Genomic DNA, 18,680 nt, shown 5'->3' with positions numbered 1-18,680 from the left:
CCGGGCCTTCGTCGTGTCCGGCGCCCTGGGGGCGTCAGGTCGGAAGTGGAGAGGTGAGCCGGCGTCAGCCGGCCAGGGCCTGCTTGACGAGGGCCGCGACGCGGCCGCCCTCGGCCAGGCCGGAGACCTTGGGGTTGACGATCTTCATGACCGCGCCCATCGCCCGCGGGCCCTCCGCGCCGGAGGCCTTGGCCTCGGCGACGGCGTCCGCGACGATCGCAGTGAGCTCCTCGTCGGTGAGCTGCTTCGGCAGGTACTCCGCCAGCAGTTCGCCCTCCGCCCGCTCGCGCTGGGCCGACTCGGCACGGCCGCCCTGCTCGAAGGCCTCGGCGGCCTCCCTGCGCTTCTTCGCCTCACGGGTGATCACCTGGAGCACCTCGGCGTCGCTGAGCTCGCGCGCGGAGGTGCCGGCCACCTCCTCCTTGGTGATGGCGGTGAGGGTCAGCCGGATCGTGCCGGAACGGAGCTCGTCACGGGCGCGGATCGCGGCGGTGAGGTCCTCCTGGAGCTGCTGCTTGAGCTTGCTGGTCATGCCGCCCAGTCTGTCACCTCCCGGCTCCCCTCCGCCCCGAATAACCGCGCCGTCCCCTCCTGTCCCCTCTCCCGTCGCCTCGGGGCCGCCCCCGCCGACCTCGCCGTACGCGTCCGTCCGGGCGTCTGCCACCATGTACGGATGCGCACCCGTTACGCCGTTCCGCTGAAGGCCCTGGGAGTCACCGCCGCCGTCGGCGCGGCCTGTGTCGGCTATGCCGCCGGGTACGAGGTGCGGTCCTTCCGACTGCGGCGGGTCGAGGCGCCGGTGCTGCCGCCGGGGGCCAAGCCGATGCGCGTGCTGCAGGTCTCCGACATCCACATGGTCAACGGGCAGCGCAAGAAGCAGGTCTGGCTGGGCGGCCTCGCGGCGCTCCGTCCGGACCTGGTGATCAACACGGGCGACAACCTCTCCGACCCGGAGGCGGTGCCGCAGACACTGGACGCGCTCGGTCCGCTCATGGACTTCCCCGGCGCGTACGTCTTCGGCTCGAACGACTACTACGGCCCGCAGCCCAAGAGCCCGACCCGGTACCTGTCGGCGATGTTCTCCGGCAACCACGGCATGAACAACGCCGACGGCAGCGCCCGCAGGGGCATCGACGGCGCCGTCCACAACCCGTGGACGGACCTGCGCGACGGCTTCGACGCGGCGGGCTGGCTGAACCTCACCAACCGGCGCGGGCAGCTCAAGGTCAACGGCCTGGAGCTGGAGCTGACCGGGCTGGACGACCCGCACATCCGGCGCGACCGCTACAACGAGGTCGCCGGCGGGCCCTCCCCCGACGCGGACGTCTCCTTCGGCGTCGTGCACGCGCCGTACCTGCGGGTCCTGGACGCCTTCGCGGCGGACGGCTATCCGCTGGTGCTCGCCGGGCACACCCACGGCGGCCAGCTGTGCGTCCCCTTCTACGGGGCGCTGGTGACCAACTGCGACATCGACCGCCGCCGGGTCAAGGGCCTCTCCCGCCACGCCGCAGGCGGTCGGCAGGCCTACCTGCACGTCTCCGCGGGCTGCGGCACCAACCGCTACACCCCGGTCCGCTTCGCCTGCCCGCCGGAGGCGACCCTGCTGACCCTGACGCCCCGCGACCGGGGCTGACGCCCCGCGCCGCCGACGAACGGTCCGGGCGCCCGGGTCAGGCGTCCGGCCGCCGCGAGCTCACCTCGTAGGCGCCGTCGATCGCGCCGACGTCCACCCCGACCGCGCCGCCGCGCCGGCCGTCGCTGCTCGCGCCGTCGAGTGAGCCGTCCAGCCAGCGGTGCCGGGTGCTGGTCTGCTCGGCGACGCGCAGCAGCCGGTTGACGGCCGGCGAGTGGCTGGTGCCGCGGGTCACGAGATGCACCTCGATGTACGCGGGCGGCGTCACCGGCAGCCAGATCAGTCCGCTGGGCAGGCCGATCCGGCCGGAGAGGCCGACCATGGTCACGGCCGCGCCGGAGGCGACCGGCGTGTAGGAGGCGTCGAAGTCCAGGCCCCGGTAGAGCACCTCGGGCCGCGCGCCGGCGCTCGCGCAGATCTCCATGATCTCGTCGTAGTGGCCGGGGTTGTGCGCGCGCGGGTGCAGCAGCAGCTTCAGGCCGTCCAGCTGGGCCGGGTCGATGCTCTCGACGCCGCCCTGGACGAGCGGGTGGTCCCGGCTGATGATGACGCCCTGCCGCTCCCGGCGCAGCAGCGTCAGCTGCACGTCGGGCAGCGTGTCCCGCTGGGCCGAGCGCACGATGCCGACGTCGAGCGTCCCTGCGGCGACGGAGTCCACGATGTCGGCGAAGGCCATCACCCGTGCGGAGACCTCGATCCCCGGGGCCTCCTCGCTCATCGCCAGCAATAGCTGCGGCGCGGTCTCGTACCCGGCACTCATGCCGTAGCCGAGACTGACGCTGCCGAGCCGCCCGTCGGCGAAGGCCCGCACGCCCCGCCACAGGCTGTCCGCCGCCTCCAGCAGCGCGGGCCCGCGCTCCAGCAGCATCCGCCCGGCCTCGGTGGGCTCGACCTTGTGGGTGGTCCGCGCCAGCAGCTCCACGCCGAGCTCCCGCTCCAGCTCCCGCACCTGCCGACTCAGCGCGGGCTGCGCGATGTGCAGGCGCTCGGCGGCGCGGGTGAAGTTCCGCTCCTCGGCGACGGCCAGGAAGTAACGCAGGCGGCGCAGCTCGGACATGCGTCCATCTTAGGACTCGGTCATGCCGTCTCGGCATGAAGCGCCCACCCGTCGGAACGAACAACCCCTGAACACCCGACGCCACGCCCGCCCGGCCCCTTCTCCACCGCACGCCGCCTGCCTGCGGAATCGGATTTCGTCCATCGGGGGGAGGTCCGCTACAGTAAAGCTCGTTGCATCGGGGTGTAGCGCAGCTTGGTAGCGCGCTTCGTTCGGGACGAAGAGGTCGTGGGTTCAAATCCCGCCACCCCGACTGATGAAACAGCTGCTGAGGGCGGCCTTCCGACAGGAAGGCCGCCCTCACTGCGTCCACCCCTGTGGATCGGGCCGGGAGCGAGCGCGGCGAACGGGGCCCTCGGGTCGGGTAGAGTACGTGTCGTTGCATCGGGGTGTAGCGCAGCTTGGTAGCGCGCTTCGTTCGGGACGAAGAGGTCGTGGGTTCAAATCCCGCCACCCCGACTGGGTAACGCAAGGCCGGAGGCCCTGCCGAGAGCATCGGCAGGGCCTCCTGTCGTACGCGGCCCGCAGCCCGCGGCCGCGCCGGCTCAGCCGGCCGGGCCGGTGCCGAGTGGGCAGTCGGCGGACTGGGGTTGGCCGCTGGTGTCGGTCCAGCCGACCTTGACGGTGTCACCGGGGTGGTGGCGGTCCAGGAGCGTGGTCAGGGCGTTCGGGTCGCCGACGCCCACGCCGTCGACCGAGGTGACCACGTCGTCGGCGACCAGGCCCAGACGGTCGGCGGGCGAGTCGGGGACGACCTGGACGATCGCGGCGCCACTCGTCGCGGCCGAGGCCGCGTCGGGGCTGCCGACGGCCACCCCCAGCCATGCGGTCGCGCCGATGTGCACGGTCGCCGACGCGCGGCCCGCGGCGATGGCGTCGGCCACCGACTTGGCCCGGGCGGCCGGAACCGCGAAGCCTTCGACCGGTGCCGACTGGAAGCGGTAGCCGACCGAGGCCGCGGTGTCGATGCCGATGACCTGGCCCGAGGAGTCGACCAGCGGGCCGCCCGAGTCCCCGGCCTCGATCGGCGCGTCGACCTGGATCAGTCCGCTCAGCTGCTCGGAGCTGCCGCTGAACTCGTCCGTCGCGACGATGCGCCGGTTGAGCGCCGTGACCGAGCCGGCAGCGGTGCTCGGCGCGCCGCCGCGTCCGCCGGCGTTGCCCAGGGCGGTCACCGCCTCGCCGACGGCCACCCGCGTGTTGGCGGCCAGGGACAGCGTCTGCAGGCCCGAGGCCCCGTGCAACTGCACGAGCGCCAGGTCGTGGCTGCGGTCGTAGCCGACGACGGACGCGGTGTAGCTGTGGCCGTTGCCGATGTCCACGGCGGTCAGCGAGGTCGCGCCGCTGATGACGTGGTTGTTGGTGAGGACCTCGCCGTCCGGGGTGAGCACGATCCCGGTGCCCGCGGCCTCCGTCCCCTGCAGACCCTGCTCGCTCACGAGGTCGACGCTGCCCGCCGCGACCTGGGCGAGGGACAGCTTGCCCGCCTTGGTCGGCGTGGCGGGCGCGGACGGCCCCGGCGACCTCGCGTGGGAGACCGCCGACGGCGTGAACGTGCACCCGGCGATCGCGCAGGACAGGGCGACCGCGCAGGTCGTGAGTCCAAGGACGCTCGTCCTCATGGCGCCTCCTCGTGCTCGGCGCTCCCTCGTCCGACGTGTGCCCGGTCCGTGCCGCCGCCACGCGCGCCCGGGGGGATTTGAAGGGCATTCTCATGCAATCCGGACCAGCGGTCCGGGGCCTCAGGCGCTGTGGGAGGCCTTGGCGGGCTCGGCTGCGGAGGTCGCCCGGGCCGGAGCCACCGAGGCCCGGTCGGGAAGGCCTGGACCGCCGGGACGGCCGGAGGCGGGCGTCGGGGCGGGCGTCGGGGCGGGCGTCGGGGCGGGCCCGGCCAGCTTCCTGATCAGGCGTCGGCCCATGGCGATCATCGGGGACTCCACCCGGGTGTGGAGCAGGTCCGCGACGGCCAACGAGAGCAGCGCCACGACGGTGGCGAAGAGCGGAGCGGGGTGCGGGAGGGACGGCACCAGGACGACGGCGAGGGCCGCGGCGAGGCCCTGGACCAGGTAGAGCCCGTAGGAGCGTTCGCCGATCAGGACGAGCGGTCGCCGCGAGAGCAGCCAGCGGCCCGGGCCGGGTGCCAGCAGGCCCGGCAGCAGCAGGGCGACGCCCACGCCGTAGATGAGCACCGGGGGCTGGTCGCCGTGGAAGTGCGCGACCAGGTCGGGGATCTCGGCGTGCAGGACCAGGAAGCCCGCCGTGACGGCCAGCGCGACCAGCGGGTGGGTCAGCGGGCTGAGCAGCGCGAATCCGCGCCGGGTGTGCAGGACCAGGGCGAGCAGCGCGCCGGTGAGCAGGACCGCGTAGTGCACGCCCATGCCGGCCCAGGTCGTGGTGTAGGGGACCAGTGCCAGCGCGGCGACGAGCAGCGCCAGCGGGATGCGCAGGTGCCGCGAGACGGCGGTCACCGCCACCAGCAGCAGCGGCCAGACCAGGTAGAACTTCCACTCGATGCCGATGGTCCAGGTGTGCAGGTACGCCACCCGCGGCGGGAGGTGGTACTCGTTCATGAAGAGCAGGAAGTGCGGCAGGTGCTGCCGCATCGCGGGCCATTCGCCGCGCTGCCCGTAGACGCTGAGCACGCTGAGGCCGAGGACCAGGTAGTACAGCGGCATGATCCGGAAGGCCCGGCGCAGGTAGAAGTCGCGCAGCGAGATGCGGCCGTTCCTGTCGTGCTCACGCAGCATCAGCGTGGTGATCAGGAAGCCGGAGACCACGAAGAAGACGTGCACCCCGATCCAGCCGGAGAGGAACCGGCTCTGCGGACCGCCGGTGTGGTAGAAGACCACGATCAGCGCGGCGAGGGCCCGGAGGCCGTCGAGGGCGTCGAACCGCCGCAGAGCCAGGAACTCGGCGTGGGTCAGCCTGCGCATGAGGTCTCCGGGGGCAGTGGGTGGGGGGACGCGCGTATGCCTGTCCTCGGCCGGCGACCAGCCCACAGACTACTCACAGAGGCCCGGAAAAAATCTTCGCGGGTGTTGTCCGGACGCGGCCGCCCCGATCGTCACAGTGGTGCACAGGGAGACAGAACCCAGAGACAGTACCGAGAGACCCCACCGAGGAGACCCACGCGATGAAGTACATGATGTTCGTCTGCAGCGACCCCGACCGTGACCCCGACACCGAGAACATTCCGGACATCGACGAGTGGGTCGAGAAGAACGACGCGGCCGGTCGGCGGCTGCAGGGCATGGTGCTGGCGCCGAAGTCGACGGCGACGACCGTGCGCGTGCGCAAGGGGGAGCTGCTGGTCTCGGACGGGCCCTTCGCGGAGACCAAGGAGGTCATCTGCGGCTTCGACCTGCTGGAGTGCGCCGACCTCGACGAGGCGATCGAGGTCGCCCGGACTCATCCGATGGCCCGTGGCGGACGCATCGAGATCCGCCCCCTGGCCGATTTCGAGCAGTGAGCGACCCTCTTCACGGAACGGACGCGGCGGTGCGGGGGACCGCCGCGTCCGCGGCGGGTGCGGCGGGCGTCGCGGCGGACGTCGCCGCAGAGGGGTATCCGCGGATCGTCGCCGCGCTGATCCGGATCACCGGTGACTGGACGCTGGCCGAGGACTGCGCGCAGGACGCCCTGGCCCAGGCGCTGGTGCGCTGGCCGGTCGACGGCGTGCCCGCGAATCCCGGCGGCTGGCTGATGACCGTGGCCCGCAACCGGGCCCTGGACCTGCTGCGGCGCGCGACGGTCGAGCGGCGGAAGCTGCGCGAGGTGGCGGTGCTGGCGCTGACCGCCGCCACCGAGGCGCCGGCCGGGGACGCGGCGGGCGGCGAGCTCGTCGACGACCGGCTGCGGCTCCTCTTCACCTGCTGCCACCCGGCGTTGGGGCTGGAGGCCCAGGTCGCGCTGACGCTGCGGACGATCTGTGCGGTGCCGACGGCGGACATCGCACGGGCGCTGCTGGTCAGCGAGTCCACCATGACCCGTCGGCTGACCCGCGCCAAGACGAAGATCGCGCAGGCGGGCATCCCCTACCGGGTCCCCGGCGGCGAGCAGCTCGCCGAGCGACTGCCCGGGGTGCTCGCGGTGCTCTACCTGCTCTTCACCCACGGCTACAACCCGGACGGCGAACCGGCGTTCGCCGAGGAGGCGATCCGGCTGGCGCGCCTGCTGTCGCGGCTGCTGCCCGAGCCGTCGGAGACGTCCGCGCTGCTCGCGCTCTTCCTGCTGCAGCACTCGCGCCGCGCCACCCGCCGCGACGCGGACGGCAGGCTGGTCTCCCTGGAGGACCAGGACCGTGCCCGCTGGGACCATGCGGCGATCGGCGAGGCGATCGGCATCCTGTCCCGGCTGGAGCCGGGCCCGCTCGACGGCCCGTACCTGCTCCAGGCCCGCATCGCCGCCTGCCATGCCGCGGCGCCGGCCATGGCGGACACCGACTGGCCCCGGATCGCCTCCCTCTACGACGAGCTGGCGCAGCGCCAGCCGAGCCCGGTCGTGGAGCTGAACCGGGCCGTGGCCCACGGCTTCGCCCACGGCCCCCGCTCCGGCCTCGCGCTCCTCGCCGCGGCGCGCGGCCAGGACGGCCACGCCCTGGACGACTACCCGCCGGCCCTGGCCGTCGAGGCCGACCTCACCGCCCGCACCGGCGACCACCCCCGCGCGGCCGCCCTCTTCCGCGAGGCGGCGGCCCGCACCCACAGCGCGTCCGAACGCGCGGCACTGCTGGTCCGGGCCGAGGAGGAGGACAACGGAGGGCCGCCTGGATCCCCGCAGGGCTGATGCCTCGTCTGTTCGCGTGCGCACACATAATGTTGTGGGCTACCGTCCGCGCCCGAGGGGTTCACAGCAGGTGACCCCGGCGGTGCTACCAACAATGGTGACGGGTGCCGGAACGACGTGACGCCCGGACGCGAGCGCGCCGGGCGTCAGAGGTGGCACCGCCCCCGTCAGGGCTGGGTGCGGACCTCGTTGGGGCTGACCGTGCCCGGCTTGCGCGGCGGGGCGGTCGGGTCCGTCGTGGGGTCGACCGCGACCGCGTCGTCGGCGGTGACGGGGGCCGCGACGGCCTCGGTCTGGTCGGACTGCTGCGGCTGCTCCGGCGTGCTCATGCTGTTCCTCTCAAGGTGCTCACGTCATCGACGGCCGAGACGCGCTCGGCCAGGGCGTATCTTCGCGGGTCAGGGTCAACATTCAATCAACGAGGCCGGCGACGAGCTGCACGCCCCTGACCTCCGCCGCCTCGGGGGCTCCGAGCCGCTGGAAGCCGTCCCGCGCCAGGGTCAGATGGTCCGCCGCCCTGTGCGCGTCTCCCAACGCCAGCAACGCCCTTCCCATCGCCCAACGCGCCAGCGACAGGTGGTAGTGCAGCTCGGACGCGTCCAGCAGGTCCAGGGCCCTGGCGGCGAGCTCCTGGGCGGCCCTGGCCTCGCCCAGGTCGAGCCGGCAGTGCGCCAGCCGCGCCAGGACCAACGCCTCCAGGCCGAGCCGCTGTTGGGCGCGGTAGAGGGCCAACGCCTCGGCGAAGTGCGCCACGGCCGCACCGGTGTCCCCGGAGCTGCTGAGCACGATTCCCAGTTGGTAGCGGGCGTCCGCCTCGGACCGGCGGCTGCCGGAGTTCAGCGCGGTCGTCAGACCCTCCTCCGCCGCCCGCCTTGCAGGCTCCGGTCGGCCCGCCGTGAGCTCGCCGCGCGCGATGTTGCCCAGCAGGCGGGCCTCGTCGGCCACGTTGCCCAGCCGGGCGGCGAGACTGCGGGCCAGCCGCAGGTGCTCCAGCGCCTCCTCGGCGCGGCCTGCCGCGTTCAGGTTCACGGCCAGTTCGGCGACCAGCGTGTAGCGGATCTCCAGGCTCTCGTCGCCCGGCAGCAGCCGCAGCGCCGCGCGGAACTCCGACTCGGCCTCGGCGACGCGGCCGGCCAGGGAGTGGCGGAGGCCGGTGAGGTAGCGAAGGCGGGAGAGGGCGCGGGGGTCGTGGGTGCGTTCGGCGGCCAGCGTCGCCGAGGGGAGGATGTCGCGCAGGCCCGGGCCCGCGGACTCGTCCTCGAAGAGCCAGACCCAGGCGAGCAGGAGGTCGACCAGCGGGCGCATGCCGAGCCGGGGTTCGACGCGGAGGATCTGCTGGGCGAGTTCGTGCAGCACGGTGCGGTCGCCGCGCAGGGTGACCCACTCCAGCGCGCCGTCGCCGAAGCGGGTCGCCTCCTCGTCCGCGCCGGGACGGGGCGGGTGGAGGCGCCAGCTGAGCGGTGCCTGTTCGTTGGCGGCACGCCAGGCCGCGCAGACGTACTCCAGCTGCTGCTCCAACAGCCGCAGCACCGCCGCCGAGCGCACCTGCTCGGGCTCGGACGCCCGGGCCCGCGCGCGGGCGAAGACGCGGACCAGGTCGTGGTAGCGGTAGCGGCCCGCAGACTCGGCCTCCAGCAGGCCGGAGTCGACCAGGGACTCCGTCAGGATCTCCGCCTCCGCCAGCGGCAGTTCGAGCACCGCGGCCGCCGCCGAGAGGGAGAACCAGGAGACGGCGGGGACGGAGAGCATCCGGAACGCCCACGCCTGCCGTTCGCTCAGCAGCCGGTAGCCCAGCTCGAAGGTGGACTCCACCGCGAGGTCGCCCACCCGCAGTTCGGCGAGGCGGCGCTGCTCGTCGCGGAGCCGGTCCAGCAGCGAGGCCACGGTCCAGCGGGGCCTGGTGGCCAGGCGGGAGGCGACGATCCGGACGGCGAGCGGCAGGTGCGCGCAGGCGGCGACCAGTTCCGCGGCGGCCGCGCCCTCCGCCGCCACCCGGGCGAAGCCGGCCACGGCCGCCAGGAGTTCCAGCGCCTCCAGCTCCTCCAGCGCGGTCAGCTCCGTGAGCAGCGCGCCGGGGATGCCCACCAGCCGGGCACGGCTGGTGACCAGGACCGCACTGCCCGGTGTGCCGGGGATGAGCGGGAGGATCTGCGCCGCGTCCCTCGCGTTGTCCAGCACGATCAGCACCCGCCGGTCGGCCAGCCGGGAACGGAGCAGCGCGGCTCGCTGGGCGGTGGCGTCGGGCAGCTGGGCGGCGGGCACGCCGAGGGCCAGCAGGAAGTCGCCGAGCACCGCCGCCGGGTCGGCGGGGGCCGGTGAGGTTCCGCTGAGCTCCGCGTAGAGCTGGCCGTCGGGGAAGGCCGCGCGGGCGCGGTGGGCGATGCGGACGGCCAGGGTGGTCTTGCCGACGCCGCCGATGCCGGAGAGGCCGTGCAGGGTGACGGCCGAGCGTTCGGCCGCGGTGGAGAGCGAGTGGCAGATGCTGTCGACCAGAGCCGTGCGTCCGGTGAAATCGAGGGTGTCGCTCGGCAGTTGGGCGGGGATCGGGTCGGGCTCGGGTTCTTCGGCCCCGGCGTCGCCCGGCTGTGCGCCCTCCGTCGCGAGCAGGCCGGGGTCACCGGCGAGGATGCGCCGCTGCAGGTCGGTGAGCTCGGGACCGGGCTCGATGCCGAGTTCGTCGATCAGCAGGCGTCGGCCCGCGTCGAAGAGGGCGAGCGCCTCGGCCTGCCGCCCGCTGCGGTAGAGGGCGAGCATCAACGCGGCGCGCGGCCGTTCGCGCAGGGGGTGTTCGGCGACGAGCGGGCCCAGCAGGGCCAGCACCTGGTCGTGGTTGCCGTTGTCGGCCTCCGCGCCCGCGAGCGACTCCAGTGCGGTCAGCCTGGCCTGGGCCAACCGGTCGCGCTCGCGCTCGGCGAAGGGACCCGGCACGCCGGCCAGCGGTTCGCCGCCCCACAGGGCCAGGGCCTGCGTGAGCAGGGTCGCGGCGCGCGCCGCGTCCCCGGCGGTGCGGGCCGCCGCGCCCGCCTCGGTCAGGCGCTCGAAATCGCCCACGTCCGTGGTGCAGAGTGCGGGCAGCCGCAGTGCGTAGCCGTCGCCGACGGACACCAGCAGGCCCACGCGGTCCCGACCGGCCGCCTCGGGGGCCAGCAGGGTGCGCAGGCGCGAGACGTAGGTGCGGACGGTGCCGACGGCGCGGGCGGGCGAACCCTCGCCCCAGATGGCGTCCACGAGCTCCTGGGCGGGGACGGCCTTGCCCTCCGCCAGCAGCAGCCGGACGAGCACGGCGCGCTGCTGCGGTGAACCGGCGTTGAGCGGCTCGCCGTCGCGTCGCACCACGACCTCGCCGAGCAGGGCGAACTCCAGCTCCTTGCCCGCCGATCCTTCCGACCCGGACATGTGAGTCCCCCGGTCATCCGCGCGCGTCCACCTGCGACGCCTGCTCCCCGTACTGCGCCTCGGAGGGTAGCACCAGTGTGCGAAGGAATACCCCTTTCGTGCGGCTCTCCGGCGTTGATCCGTTGTGTATCGGGCCCTGCCAGGCTCTGTCGTGGCAGCCCCGAGGAGGGGGAACGTCCCGCCGACGACGCAGAGCGAACAGGACCATGACGAGCAGCATCCTCGAACTCCCGCGCACCAGGCCCACGTCGAGTACGGCCGAGTCCGGCCACGACGAGGCCCGCACGCCCTGGATCCGGTCGGTTGCCCGGGGGGCCGCCGGACAGGGAAGGCACGGGGTGGAGATCTCACTGCTCGGTCCGGTGCGGGCGTGGGACAGGGGCTGCCCGTTGTTCCCGGGGACGCCCGTGCAGCAGGCGCTGCTGACCATGCTGGCCCTGCGGGCCGGCATGGAGGTGTCGGTCGGGGAGCTGGTCGAGGGGATCGCGGGTCCGGTCGCCGAGGGGGAGGCCGGACCCCTGGAGGAGGAGCTGCACGTGCTCGCCGCGCGTGTGCGGCGACTCCTGCGCCGCACGGGCGACGGGGGCGCCCTGCGGTCGACCGGCGGCGGCTACCGACTGGCGATCAGCCCGATCCTGGTGGACGCCATCGCTTTCGAGCACGCGATCGGCGACGCGCGGGTGTTGGTGGGGATCGACCCCGACGCCGCCGAGCTGCTGCTGGACGACGCCCTCGGGCGTTGGCGGGGCGCTCCGCTCCAGGGCGTCCCCGGGCCGTTCGCGGAGTGGGAGCGGATCCGGCTCTGGGACCTGCATGACGAGGCCTCCGTCATGCTCCGTCGACTGCGCTTGCTCCGGCGCTGAGCGGCGGATCCGGGCTCGGCTCCCCAGGGCGCTCGGGGGGCGCTCAGGGGAGCCGCCCGGAACTCGGCCTGATCGTGCGAGCGATCGACCAGCCTGGTCGATCGCTCGCACGATCAGGCCGATCAGGCTTTTCGCGCTTCGATAAGCGTGCGCGTGGAATGCGCGACGAAGACGCCCTCCGACCGAATCTGCCGATCCAGTGCGCGCAGACGGTCGCGGTAGCGCTCGACCGAGAAGTCGGGCACCGTCCAGATGACCTTGCGCAGGAAGTACACGACCGCGCCGATGTCGTGGAACTCCATCCGCAGCCGCTCCGTGCGGACGTCCACCACCTCCAGGCCCGCGGCACGGGCCTGCGCGGTCTCCAGGTCCGGATGCCGGGAGTGACGGGCGGTCGGCTGCGGGCCGAGGAAGTACTCGACGAGCTCCCAGGACGTCGCCGGACCGACGTGCTGGGCGAAGTACACGCCGCCCGCGCAGAGCACCCTGGCGATCTCGCTCCACCGCACCGACGCCGGATGACGCGAGCTGACCAGGTCGAACGCCCCGTCGGCGAAGGGCAGCGGCGGCTCGTCGGGGTCCGCGACCACGACGACCCCGCGCGGGTGGAGCAGCGCGGTCGCCTTCGCCACGTTCGGCGGCCACGACTCCGTGGCCACCGTCGTCGCCGGAAAGACGCTCGCCGCTCCGGCCAGCACCTCGCCGCCGCCGGTCTGGATGTCGAGCGCGGCGGAGGCGCGGGCGAGCCGCGCGCCGAGCAGCCGCTGGTACCCCCAGGACGGACGCTCCTCCGTGGCCCGGCCGTCCAGCCAGGAGAAGTCCCAGCCGGCCACCGACACGGCGTCGGCCTCGGCGACCAACTCTTCGAACGAACGCTTCATGAACGAAGTATCGCCGCCCGGCGCACCCTCAGGGGCTGGGTGCAACCGGCCCGTTCGCATTCGCTGACAGAGGGTGTCAGGAGACCCGGCTTACGGTGCGGTCATGGCTTTCCAGGAGAAGCGACTCACCGTCCGTCCGCCCGTCGAGATCGCTGGGCGGTTCGTCAAGCGGTACCACGTCACGCCGTTCCCGGAGCCGATCGAGGCGGAGATCGAGGACGCTGCCCTCGCGATCCTGCCGAGACTGCTTCCGCCGGTCGACGACACGACGCCGGGTGGCTTCGCCGTCCTCCACAGGGGAGGGGACGGCGCGGCCTACCTCAACGTGTACAGCTGGTACTGGGGCAACGCCCTCTGGCTCGGCTGCGCCAGTGCGGGGCAACCGTTCCTCGGGTGCCCCGACAAGGATCCGACCCACTTCATGAAGCTGGATCAGCCGCTCGTCGGCTGCGTCTACGAACTGCCGCCGGTCGTGCACGAGCGCAACGCGTGGGTGCGTCACGTGTTCGCGCCCGAGGTGCCCGACCTGGACGCGTATCTCGCCGACTCGCTCCCCGACGGGACCACCGGCGACCGCTGAGCGACAGCGGTCACGCGGCGGTCAGAACACCGAGAGCCCCGACAGCGTGGTGAAGGCGTCCAGCGCGGCCACGGCCGCGACGGAGTTGCCGGCCGGGTCGAGGCCGGGGCTCCACGCGCAGATCGCCGCGCGGCCGGGGAGGACGGCGAGGATGCCGCCGCCGACGCCGCTCTTGCCGGGGAGGCCGACCCGGTAGGCGAACTCGCCGGCGGCGTCGTAGGTGCCGCAGGTCAGCAGGATCGCGTTGATGCGCTTCGCCTCGCTGCGCGAGAGCAGGCGGGAACCGTCGGCGCGGAGGCCGTGCCGGGCCAGGACCAGGCCGACGCGGGCCAGGTCCTCGCAGGAGGCCTCGATCGCGCAGTGCGCGTAGTACTCGGAGAGGACCGTCTCGACCGGGTTGACGAGATTGCCGTGGCTGGCGATGAAGTGCGCCAGCGCGGCGTTGCGGTGGCCGTGTTCGGCCTCCGAGGCGGCCACCTCGGGGTCGGTGCCCAGCGACGGGTTGCCCGCCTCGGCGCGCAGGAACGCGCGGACGGTCTCGGCGGCCTGACCGTCGGTGAGGCTGTGCAGGTGGTCGGTCATCACGATGGCGCCCGCGTTGATGAACGGGTTGCGCGGGATGCCGTGCTCGGTCTCCAGCTGGACCAGCGAGTTGAACGGGTTTCCCGAGGGCTCCCGGCCAACCCGCTGCCAGACGTCGTAGCCGCCGCGGGCCATCACCAGCGTGAGCGTGAACAGCTTGGAGATGCTCTGGACGGAGAACGGCCGTTGCCAGTCGCCCACGCCGTAGACCTCGCCCTCGACGCTGGCCAGGGCCATCCCGAAGGCGTCCGGGTCCTCGCGGGCGAGCGCGGGGATGTAGTCGGCGACCTTGCCCGCGCCGGCGGTGCGGCGGGCGGCGTCCAGGGAGGCGTCGAGCAGCTGCTGGTAGTCCAAGTCCACGGGGGTCATTCTGGCGGAGAGGCGGGCGCGGCTCGGGAGCCGCGAGGGGGCTTCCCACGGGCTATGACATACGGCATAGTTACCAGCCGGTAGCAAACGAGGAGAAGCTCATGCCCATGCCCACGCTCGGCCGCGACGCGGACGTCTTCGTTCTCGACCTCGGCGACACCGAGAACCGCTTCCACCCCGACTGGCTGGTCGCCGTCAACGGCCTGCTCGACGAGGTCGAGGGCGCGGACGGCCCGAAGGCCCTGGTCACGACCGCGACGGGCAAGTTCTTCTCCAACGGGCTCGACCTGGACTGGCTCTTCGCCCACGGCGACCAGGCCGGCTCCTACGTGGAGAGCGTCCAGACCCTCTTCGCCCGCGTGCTGACGCTGCCGTTCGTCACGGTCGCCGCCCTGCAGGGCCACACCTACGCCGCGGGCGCGATGCTCTCGCTGACCCACGACTTCCGGATCATGCGCGCCGACCGCGGCTTCTGGTGCCTGCCCGAGGCCGAGATCAACATCCCCTTCACCACGGGCATGTCGGCGCTGATCCAGTCCCGGCTGACCGCGCGGACCGCCCACGAGGCGATGGTCACCGCGCACCGCTACGGCGGCGTCGACGCGCACGCCGCCGGGATCGTCGACGCGACGGCGGACGAGGCGGGGCTGCGCCAGGCCGCGATCGAGCTGGCCCGCCCCCACGCGGCCAAGGCGGGCCGGACCGTCGGCACGATCAAGGAGCGGATGTACGCGACGGCGCTGGAGGCGCTGCGCGAGAAGGACGTCCCGCTCGGCTGAGACCGACCGCCTCCGGGGTGGCGGCCCGTCACCCCGGAGCCCCGTCGCTCCGGATCCCCGACGTTCCCGACCCCCGACGCCCGACGCCCGCAGCGCTGACGCCCTCGGGGGGCTCAGGCCGCGAAGAGAGTGTGGCGCGCGTGCTCGGTGTCGAAGTACTCGCGCACCGAGACGATCAGGCCGTCGCGCACGGTGAAGACACCGAGGCAGTGCTGGTCGTAGCGGAGCCCGCCCCGGACGTCGGCCTGCGAGGTCCACTCCAGGACGACCCGCTCGCCCTCGGCGATCATGTCCACCACCTCCAGCTTCAACGAGGCGACGTCCACGCGGGCGAAGGCGGTCGGCATGAACTCCTCCAGGATGGCCCGCCGGCCGCGCCACACGCCCGACATGGGCAGGTCGCCGTGGAGGGTCCAGGTGGCGTCCTCCGCGAAGAACCGTTCGATCCTGGCGCCGGGGCCGAGCGAGACCGAGGCGAGGTAGTCGCGGATGACGGCCCGGCTCGCCTCGGTGACCCGGCTCTGCATCTCCAGCGCCGAGACGGCCTCCGGCTCGGCGACGATCTGCGTGGTGAGGCTCATGTCCGCTCCCTGGTAGGGCCTTTGGGGTCTGGTTCGACCCTAGGGAACGACCGGCCCCCGAGGGAAAGACCGGTTCTTCCTGGACCTATGCCGACTCGGCATGAGCCCGCTCCCCATCGGCCGGGACCGGCGTCAGTGCCGGCGCCGGCGCCGACGCCGAGGAGGCGAGCGGACGGACCAGGACCGGCATCGCCGCCAGCCGACGGGCGCAGGCGCGGTTCTGGACGACGGAGAGCGCGGCCACGCCCGCGCCCATGGCCAGCCAGCCGACCGGGCCGGCCGCCATCACCACGCCGGTGAGCAGCGGCGGGCCCACCGACTTCTGCACCGACTGCGACATCCCGGCCACCCCGAGGTAGGGCGCGCGGGCGCGCTCGGGGGCGAGCGAGACCGAGAGCTCCCAGGAGCTGACCGAGCGCAGCAGCTCGGCGACGGTCACCAGGACGGCTCCGGCGAGCAGCGCGACCGAGGCGAGCACCGCGCCGCCCGTTCCGGACACCGCCAGGACGGCGCAGGTCAGCAGCAAGGAGCCGCCGTACCAGAGCACCGCCCGCACCGCCCGGCGCGGACCCTCCGCGGCGGCGGACACACGGAGCTGCAGGACGACCACGAGCACCGTGTTGACCGCGAGGAAGGCCGGGACGAGCGCGTGCGGCGCGGTCGTGTGGCCGACCAGCCAGAGCGGCAGGCCGACATTGAGCACGGAGTCGTCCAGGCACATCGGGATGTCCAGCAGGACGAAGAGCAGGTAGCCCCGGTCGCGCCACGGTCCGGCCGGACGCGCCGGCTTCGCCCCACCGGGCGCCGATGTCACGGCCCCAGCCGCAGCCGCAGCCGGGACTGCCTCCGGCTCCTGTGTCCGCCGGACCAGCGCCGCGGAGACCAGGAAGGAGAGGCCGTTGGCCAGCACCAGCGCCCGGTAGGCGGAGTCGGTCCCCACCGCGAGTCCGATCGCGGCGATGCCCGCGCCCAGGGCGTAGCCCGCGTTGGCGACGGTCCGGGCCAGGGCCTGGTAACCGGACCGGCGCTCGCCCGCGACCCTGGTGGCGAACAGCATCTCCAGCATCTTCGCGCCGCGCTCGCCCAGCGCGGTGACCGCGACGACCGGCAGCAGCACGGCGACGGAGCGGCTGGTCAGCATCGTGCCGAAGGCGGCCAGCCGCAGCAGGTGACTGCCGATCAGCAGCGTCCTGGCCGGGTACCGCCCCGCCAGCCAGCCGGCCAGCGGCGAGCCCGCGATGCCGGCGATGCCCGCCGCGCCGAGCAGCAGGCCGATCCGGCTCGCGTCCAGTCGGGCCACGAAGGTGAGGTAGAGGACGGCGGAGGCGGCCCAGACGCCGGTGCCGGTCCGGTCGACGCACAGGGCCAGCAGCATGGTGCGCGCGTCCCGCCCGCCCGGCGGGTTCCGCAGCTGCCCCAGAAGTCCGGCCTCGCCCGCCGCCCGCATGCCCGCCCCCGTCTCCGGCGCATCCTCGCCGGTATCTCGACATCAAGATATCCATGGTCAGCCTGCCGACCATCTCTCTTGATGTCAAGATATTTTCTCGGGGTCCGGCCCGGTCGGCGTGAGGGACATCACCCGGACGTCGCAGTCGGCCCGGCGGACGGCCGGCACCGTCCCCCGGTCCGCCGACCGGGTGGCGATCTGACGGTCCGACGGGCCGGGAGACCCGGTCTGACCTGGGCGGAGCACGCACCGAAAGAGATGGGACATGCACGAACAGTAGATTCGAACAACGCGGAACCGAATACTGTGGGCGCGCTGTCTAAGCCATCGCAACAGGCACAAAGGTGATCAGTCTGATCACACTGATCACCCCGATCAGCGAGCCAGCACGCACCCGACCGGCCCCTCGCCGGGCCGAACCAGCCGGAGCAGCGCGATGACCCACCAGTCCACCAGTCCGGAGCAGTACGAGCCGGAGGCCCAGCCGCACCTGACGGACGGTCCGGCCGGCGCGGCCGACCCGGCCGGCAGTGGATCGGCCGGTCGTCGCCTGCGCGCAGGCGGGAGCAGGCGACGCCGCCTGCTCCTGTGGACCTCGCTGGTGGCCTGCGTCGGCGTGCTCGTCGGAGTCGGCATCCCGGTGATGCAGCACTACGAGATCCCGCCCTTCAGCCAGCGCGGCGAGCCGATAACCTTCGACACCCCCGCCCCGGGGGGCGGATCCGGCGGGAAGAACGCCGGCGACGGCAAACCGGCTCTCGCCGACTCCAGGACCCAGCTGCCGACCGGCCCGGCGGCGCCGTGGAAGATCGAGCACACCCTCGACGACGGCACCCACATCGCCGTGGTCACCCTGAAGGGGCCGAAGTCCGGCTACACGGGGAAGGTCTGGGTCTGGGCCCCCAAGGCGTACGGCGACCCGAAGTTCGCCAGGAGCGGCTTCCCGGTGCTGATCGCCCTGCCCGGCGGGCCCGGCTACAACGACAACTACTGGAAGGACCCGGGGCTCAAGCTGGAGCAGAGCATCACCGACTGGTACCAGCACGGAAAGAGCAAGCCCTTCCTGCTCGTGATGCCGGTGCTGAACCCCGGCCCCGACGACCACGCGCACTACTGGGACGGCAGCGACATCCCCGGTCAGCCGAAGATGGGCACCTGGCTGACCGAGGACGTGCCGGACCTGATGCGGCAGAACTTCCGGACGATCAGGACCCGCGACGGCTGGGGCTTCCTGGGCTCCTCCAGCGGCGGCTTCGCCGGGCTCAAGGCCGTGCTGATGCACCCGGACCAGTTCAAGGCCGCCCTGGTCTCCGGCCCCGACATCGTGCCCGACTCGCCGTTCTGGAAGGGCCACGAGAAGGAGCAGCAGCAGAACAACCCGCTGCTGCTGGCCAAGCAGCTGCTCGCGAGGAAGGGCCCCGACGTCTACCTCGCCTTCCAGTACGGGACGCGCGAGGGCACCGCGGAGATCAAAGCGATCAGGAACTTCCTGACCGTCTTCGGCAACAAGGGCCCGATCCACACCACGGTCAACGTGATCCAGGGCGGACGGCACAACGCCTACACGTACGTGCCGGCGATGGGCAACGGCCCGATCGAGTGGATCAGCGACCAGCTCATCGGCCCCACCCCCTCGCCCTGAGACCGGCGACAGGACCGGCGACAAGGCCCGGGCCACGACACATGAACATCCCTTCATGCGCCGGCGGCCCGGCCCGGCCGGCGGG

General features: G+C 73.1%; 17 protein-coding genes and 2 tRNA genes. 9 read left to right on the top strand and 10 right to left on the bottom strand.

Going from position 1 to position 18,680, the window contains the following annotated elements; all coding sequences use genetic code 11:
* Window positions 1-64: 64 nt before the first annotated feature.
* Window positions 65-532 (bottom strand): GatB/YqeY domain-containing protein, encoded by a 468-nt coding sequence (locus BS83_RS07080; RefSeq protein WP_037601993.1) that lies wholly within the window; start codon window positions 530-532, stop codon window positions 65-67.
* A gap of 141 nt (window positions 533-673) precedes the next feature.
* Here BS83_RS07080 and BS83_RS07075 point away from each other — a divergent pair, with 141 nt between their 5' ends.
* Window positions 674-1,633, top strand: coding sequence for a metallophosphoesterase (locus BS83_RS07075; protein ID WP_037601990.1), 960 nt, complete (start codon window positions 674-676; stop codon window positions 1,631-1,633).
* 37 nt (window positions 1,634-1,670) lie between these two features.
* Here BS83_RS07075 and BS83_RS41505 read toward each other — a convergent pair whose 3' ends face one another.
* Complete coding sequence (locus BS83_RS41505; RefSeq protein WP_051942734.1) at window positions 1,671-2,690, bottom strand: LysR family transcriptional regulator; 1,020 nt, start codon at window positions 2,688-2,690, stop codon at window positions 1,671-1,673.
* A gap of 179 nt (window positions 2,691-2,869) precedes the next feature.
* Here BS83_RS41505 and BS83_RS07065 point away from each other — a divergent pair.
* Together BS83_RS07065 and BS83_RS07060 are read left to right on the top strand one after the other, a co-directional pair.
* A tRNA-Pro gene (locus BS83_RS07065) sits at window positions 2,870-2,943 on the top strand.
* A 132-nt stretch (window positions 2,944-3,075) separates the two neighbouring features.
* Window positions 3,076-3,149: transfer RNA gene (locus BS83_RS07060), tRNA-Pro, on the top strand.
* Between the two features lie 86 nt (window positions 3,150-3,235).
* On the opposite strand, the gene BS83_RS07055 is transcribed toward BS83_RS07060, so the two are convergent.
* Entirely contained in the window at window positions 3,236-4,312 is a 1,077-nt protein-coding gene (locus tag BS83_RS07055) for a S1C family serine protease (RefSeq protein ID WP_051942733.1), read from the bottom strand.
* 120 nt (window positions 4,313-4,432) lie between these two features.
* On the bottom strand, window positions 4,433-5,623 hold the full coding sequence (locus tag BS83_RS07050; protein WP_051942732.1) for an acyltransferase family protein: 1,191 nt from the start codon (window positions 5,621-5,623) through the stop codon (window positions 4,433-4,435).
* Window positions 5,624-5,823: 200 nt separating this feature from the next.
* On the opposite strand from BS83_RS07050, the gene BS83_RS07045 reads away from it, so the two are divergent.
* Window positions 5,824-6,159, top strand: coding sequence for a YciI family protein (locus tag BS83_RS07045; RefSeq protein ID WP_037601988.1), 336 nt, complete (start codon window positions 5,824-5,826; stop codon window positions 6,157-6,159).
* Entirely contained in the window at window positions 6,156-7,475 is a 1,320-nt protein-coding gene (locus tag BS83_RS07040; protein WP_232248092.1) for an RNA polymerase sigma factor, read from the top strand. The genes BS83_RS07045 and BS83_RS07040 overlap by 4 nt, the downstream gene beginning before the upstream one ends.
* Window positions 7,476-7,642: 167 nt before the next feature.
* On the opposite strand, the gene BS83_RS45190 is transcribed toward BS83_RS07040, so the two are convergent.
* On the bottom strand, window positions 7,643-7,804 hold the full coding sequence (locus BS83_RS45190; protein ID WP_157596992.1) for a hypothetical protein: 162 nt from the start codon (window positions 7,802-7,804) through the stop codon (window positions 7,643-7,645).
* Between the two features lie 82 nt (window positions 7,805-7,886).
* Window positions 7,887-10,871 carry an AfsR/SARP family transcriptional regulator gene (locus BS83_RS07035; protein WP_037601987.1) on the bottom strand — a complete coding sequence of 995 codons (2,985 nt, stop codon included), beginning with the start codon at window positions 10,869-10,871 and terminating at the stop codon, window positions 7,887-7,889.
* 206 nt (window positions 10,872-11,077) lie between these two features.
* Here BS83_RS07035 and BS83_RS07030 point away from each other — a divergent pair, with 206 nt between their 5' ends.
* Window positions 11,078-11,734: an AfsR/SARP family transcriptional regulator gene (locus BS83_RS07030; protein ID WP_157596990.1), complete on the top strand. Its 657-nt coding sequence runs from the start codon at window positions 11,078-11,080 to the stop codon at window positions 11,732-11,734.
* 122 nt (window positions 11,735-11,856) lie between these two features.
* Here the strand turns inward: BS83_RS07030 and BS83_RS07025 are convergent, their stop codons facing one another.
* Window positions 11,857-12,615 carry a methyltransferase domain-containing protein gene (locus BS83_RS07025; RefSeq protein ID WP_037601984.1) on the bottom strand — a complete coding sequence of 253 codons (759 nt, stop codon included), beginning with the start codon at window positions 12,613-12,615 and terminating at the stop codon, window positions 11,857-11,859.
* Between the two features lie 103 nt (window positions 12,616-12,718).
* Here BS83_RS07025 and BS83_RS07020 point away from each other — a divergent pair, with 103 nt between their 5' ends.
* Window positions 12,719-13,195: a hypothetical protein gene (locus tag BS83_RS07020; RefSeq protein WP_037601982.1), complete on the top strand. Its 477-nt coding sequence runs from the start codon at window positions 12,719-12,721 to the stop codon at window positions 13,193-13,195.
* Between the two features lie 21 nt (window positions 13,196-13,216).
* On the opposite strand, the gene BS83_RS07015 is transcribed toward BS83_RS07020, so the two are convergent.
* Window positions 13,217-14,146, bottom strand: a complete 930-nt coding sequence (locus tag BS83_RS07015) for a glutaminase (protein ID WP_037601980.1) — start codon at window positions 14,144-14,146, stop codon at window positions 13,217-13,219.
* A gap of 107 nt (window positions 14,147-14,253) precedes the next feature.
* Here BS83_RS07015 and BS83_RS07010 point away from each other — a divergent pair, with 107 nt between their 5' ends.
* Window positions 14,254-14,925 (top strand): enoyl-CoA hydratase-related protein, encoded by a 672-nt coding sequence (locus BS83_RS07010; RefSeq protein WP_037603015.1) that lies wholly within the window; start codon window positions 14,254-14,256, stop codon window positions 14,923-14,925.
* 113 nt (window positions 14,926-15,038) lie between these two features.
* On the opposite strand, the gene BS83_RS07005 is transcribed toward BS83_RS07010, so the two are convergent.
* Window positions 15,039-15,506 (bottom strand): nuclear transport factor 2 family protein, encoded by a 468-nt coding sequence (locus BS83_RS07005; protein ID WP_232248091.1) that lies wholly within the window; start codon window positions 15,504-15,506, stop codon window positions 15,039-15,041.
* Window positions 15,507-15,591: 85 nt separating this feature from the next.
* Window positions 15,592-16,953, bottom strand: a complete 1,362-nt coding sequence (locus BS83_RS07000; protein ID WP_157596988.1) for an MFS transporter — start codon at window positions 16,951-16,953, stop codon at window positions 15,592-15,594.
* Between the two features lie 436 nt (window positions 16,954-17,389).
* On the opposite strand from BS83_RS07000, the gene BS83_RS06995 reads away from it, so the two are divergent.
* Entirely contained in the window at window positions 17,390-18,595 is a 1,206-nt protein-coding gene (locus tag BS83_RS06995; RefSeq protein WP_084713189.1) for an alpha/beta hydrolase, read from the top strand.
* The last annotated feature ends 85 nt before the right edge of the window (window positions 18,596-18,680 follow it).

Source organism: Streptacidiphilus rugosus AM-16, assembly GCF_000744655.1.
GTDB classification, from domain to species: Bacteria; Actinomycetota; Actinomycetes; order Streptomycetales; family Streptomycetaceae; genus Streptacidiphilus; species Streptacidiphilus rugosus.
The sequence above is the reverse complement of the archived record's forward strand: the minus strand, read 5'-3'. Positions and strand labels throughout refer to the sequence as shown.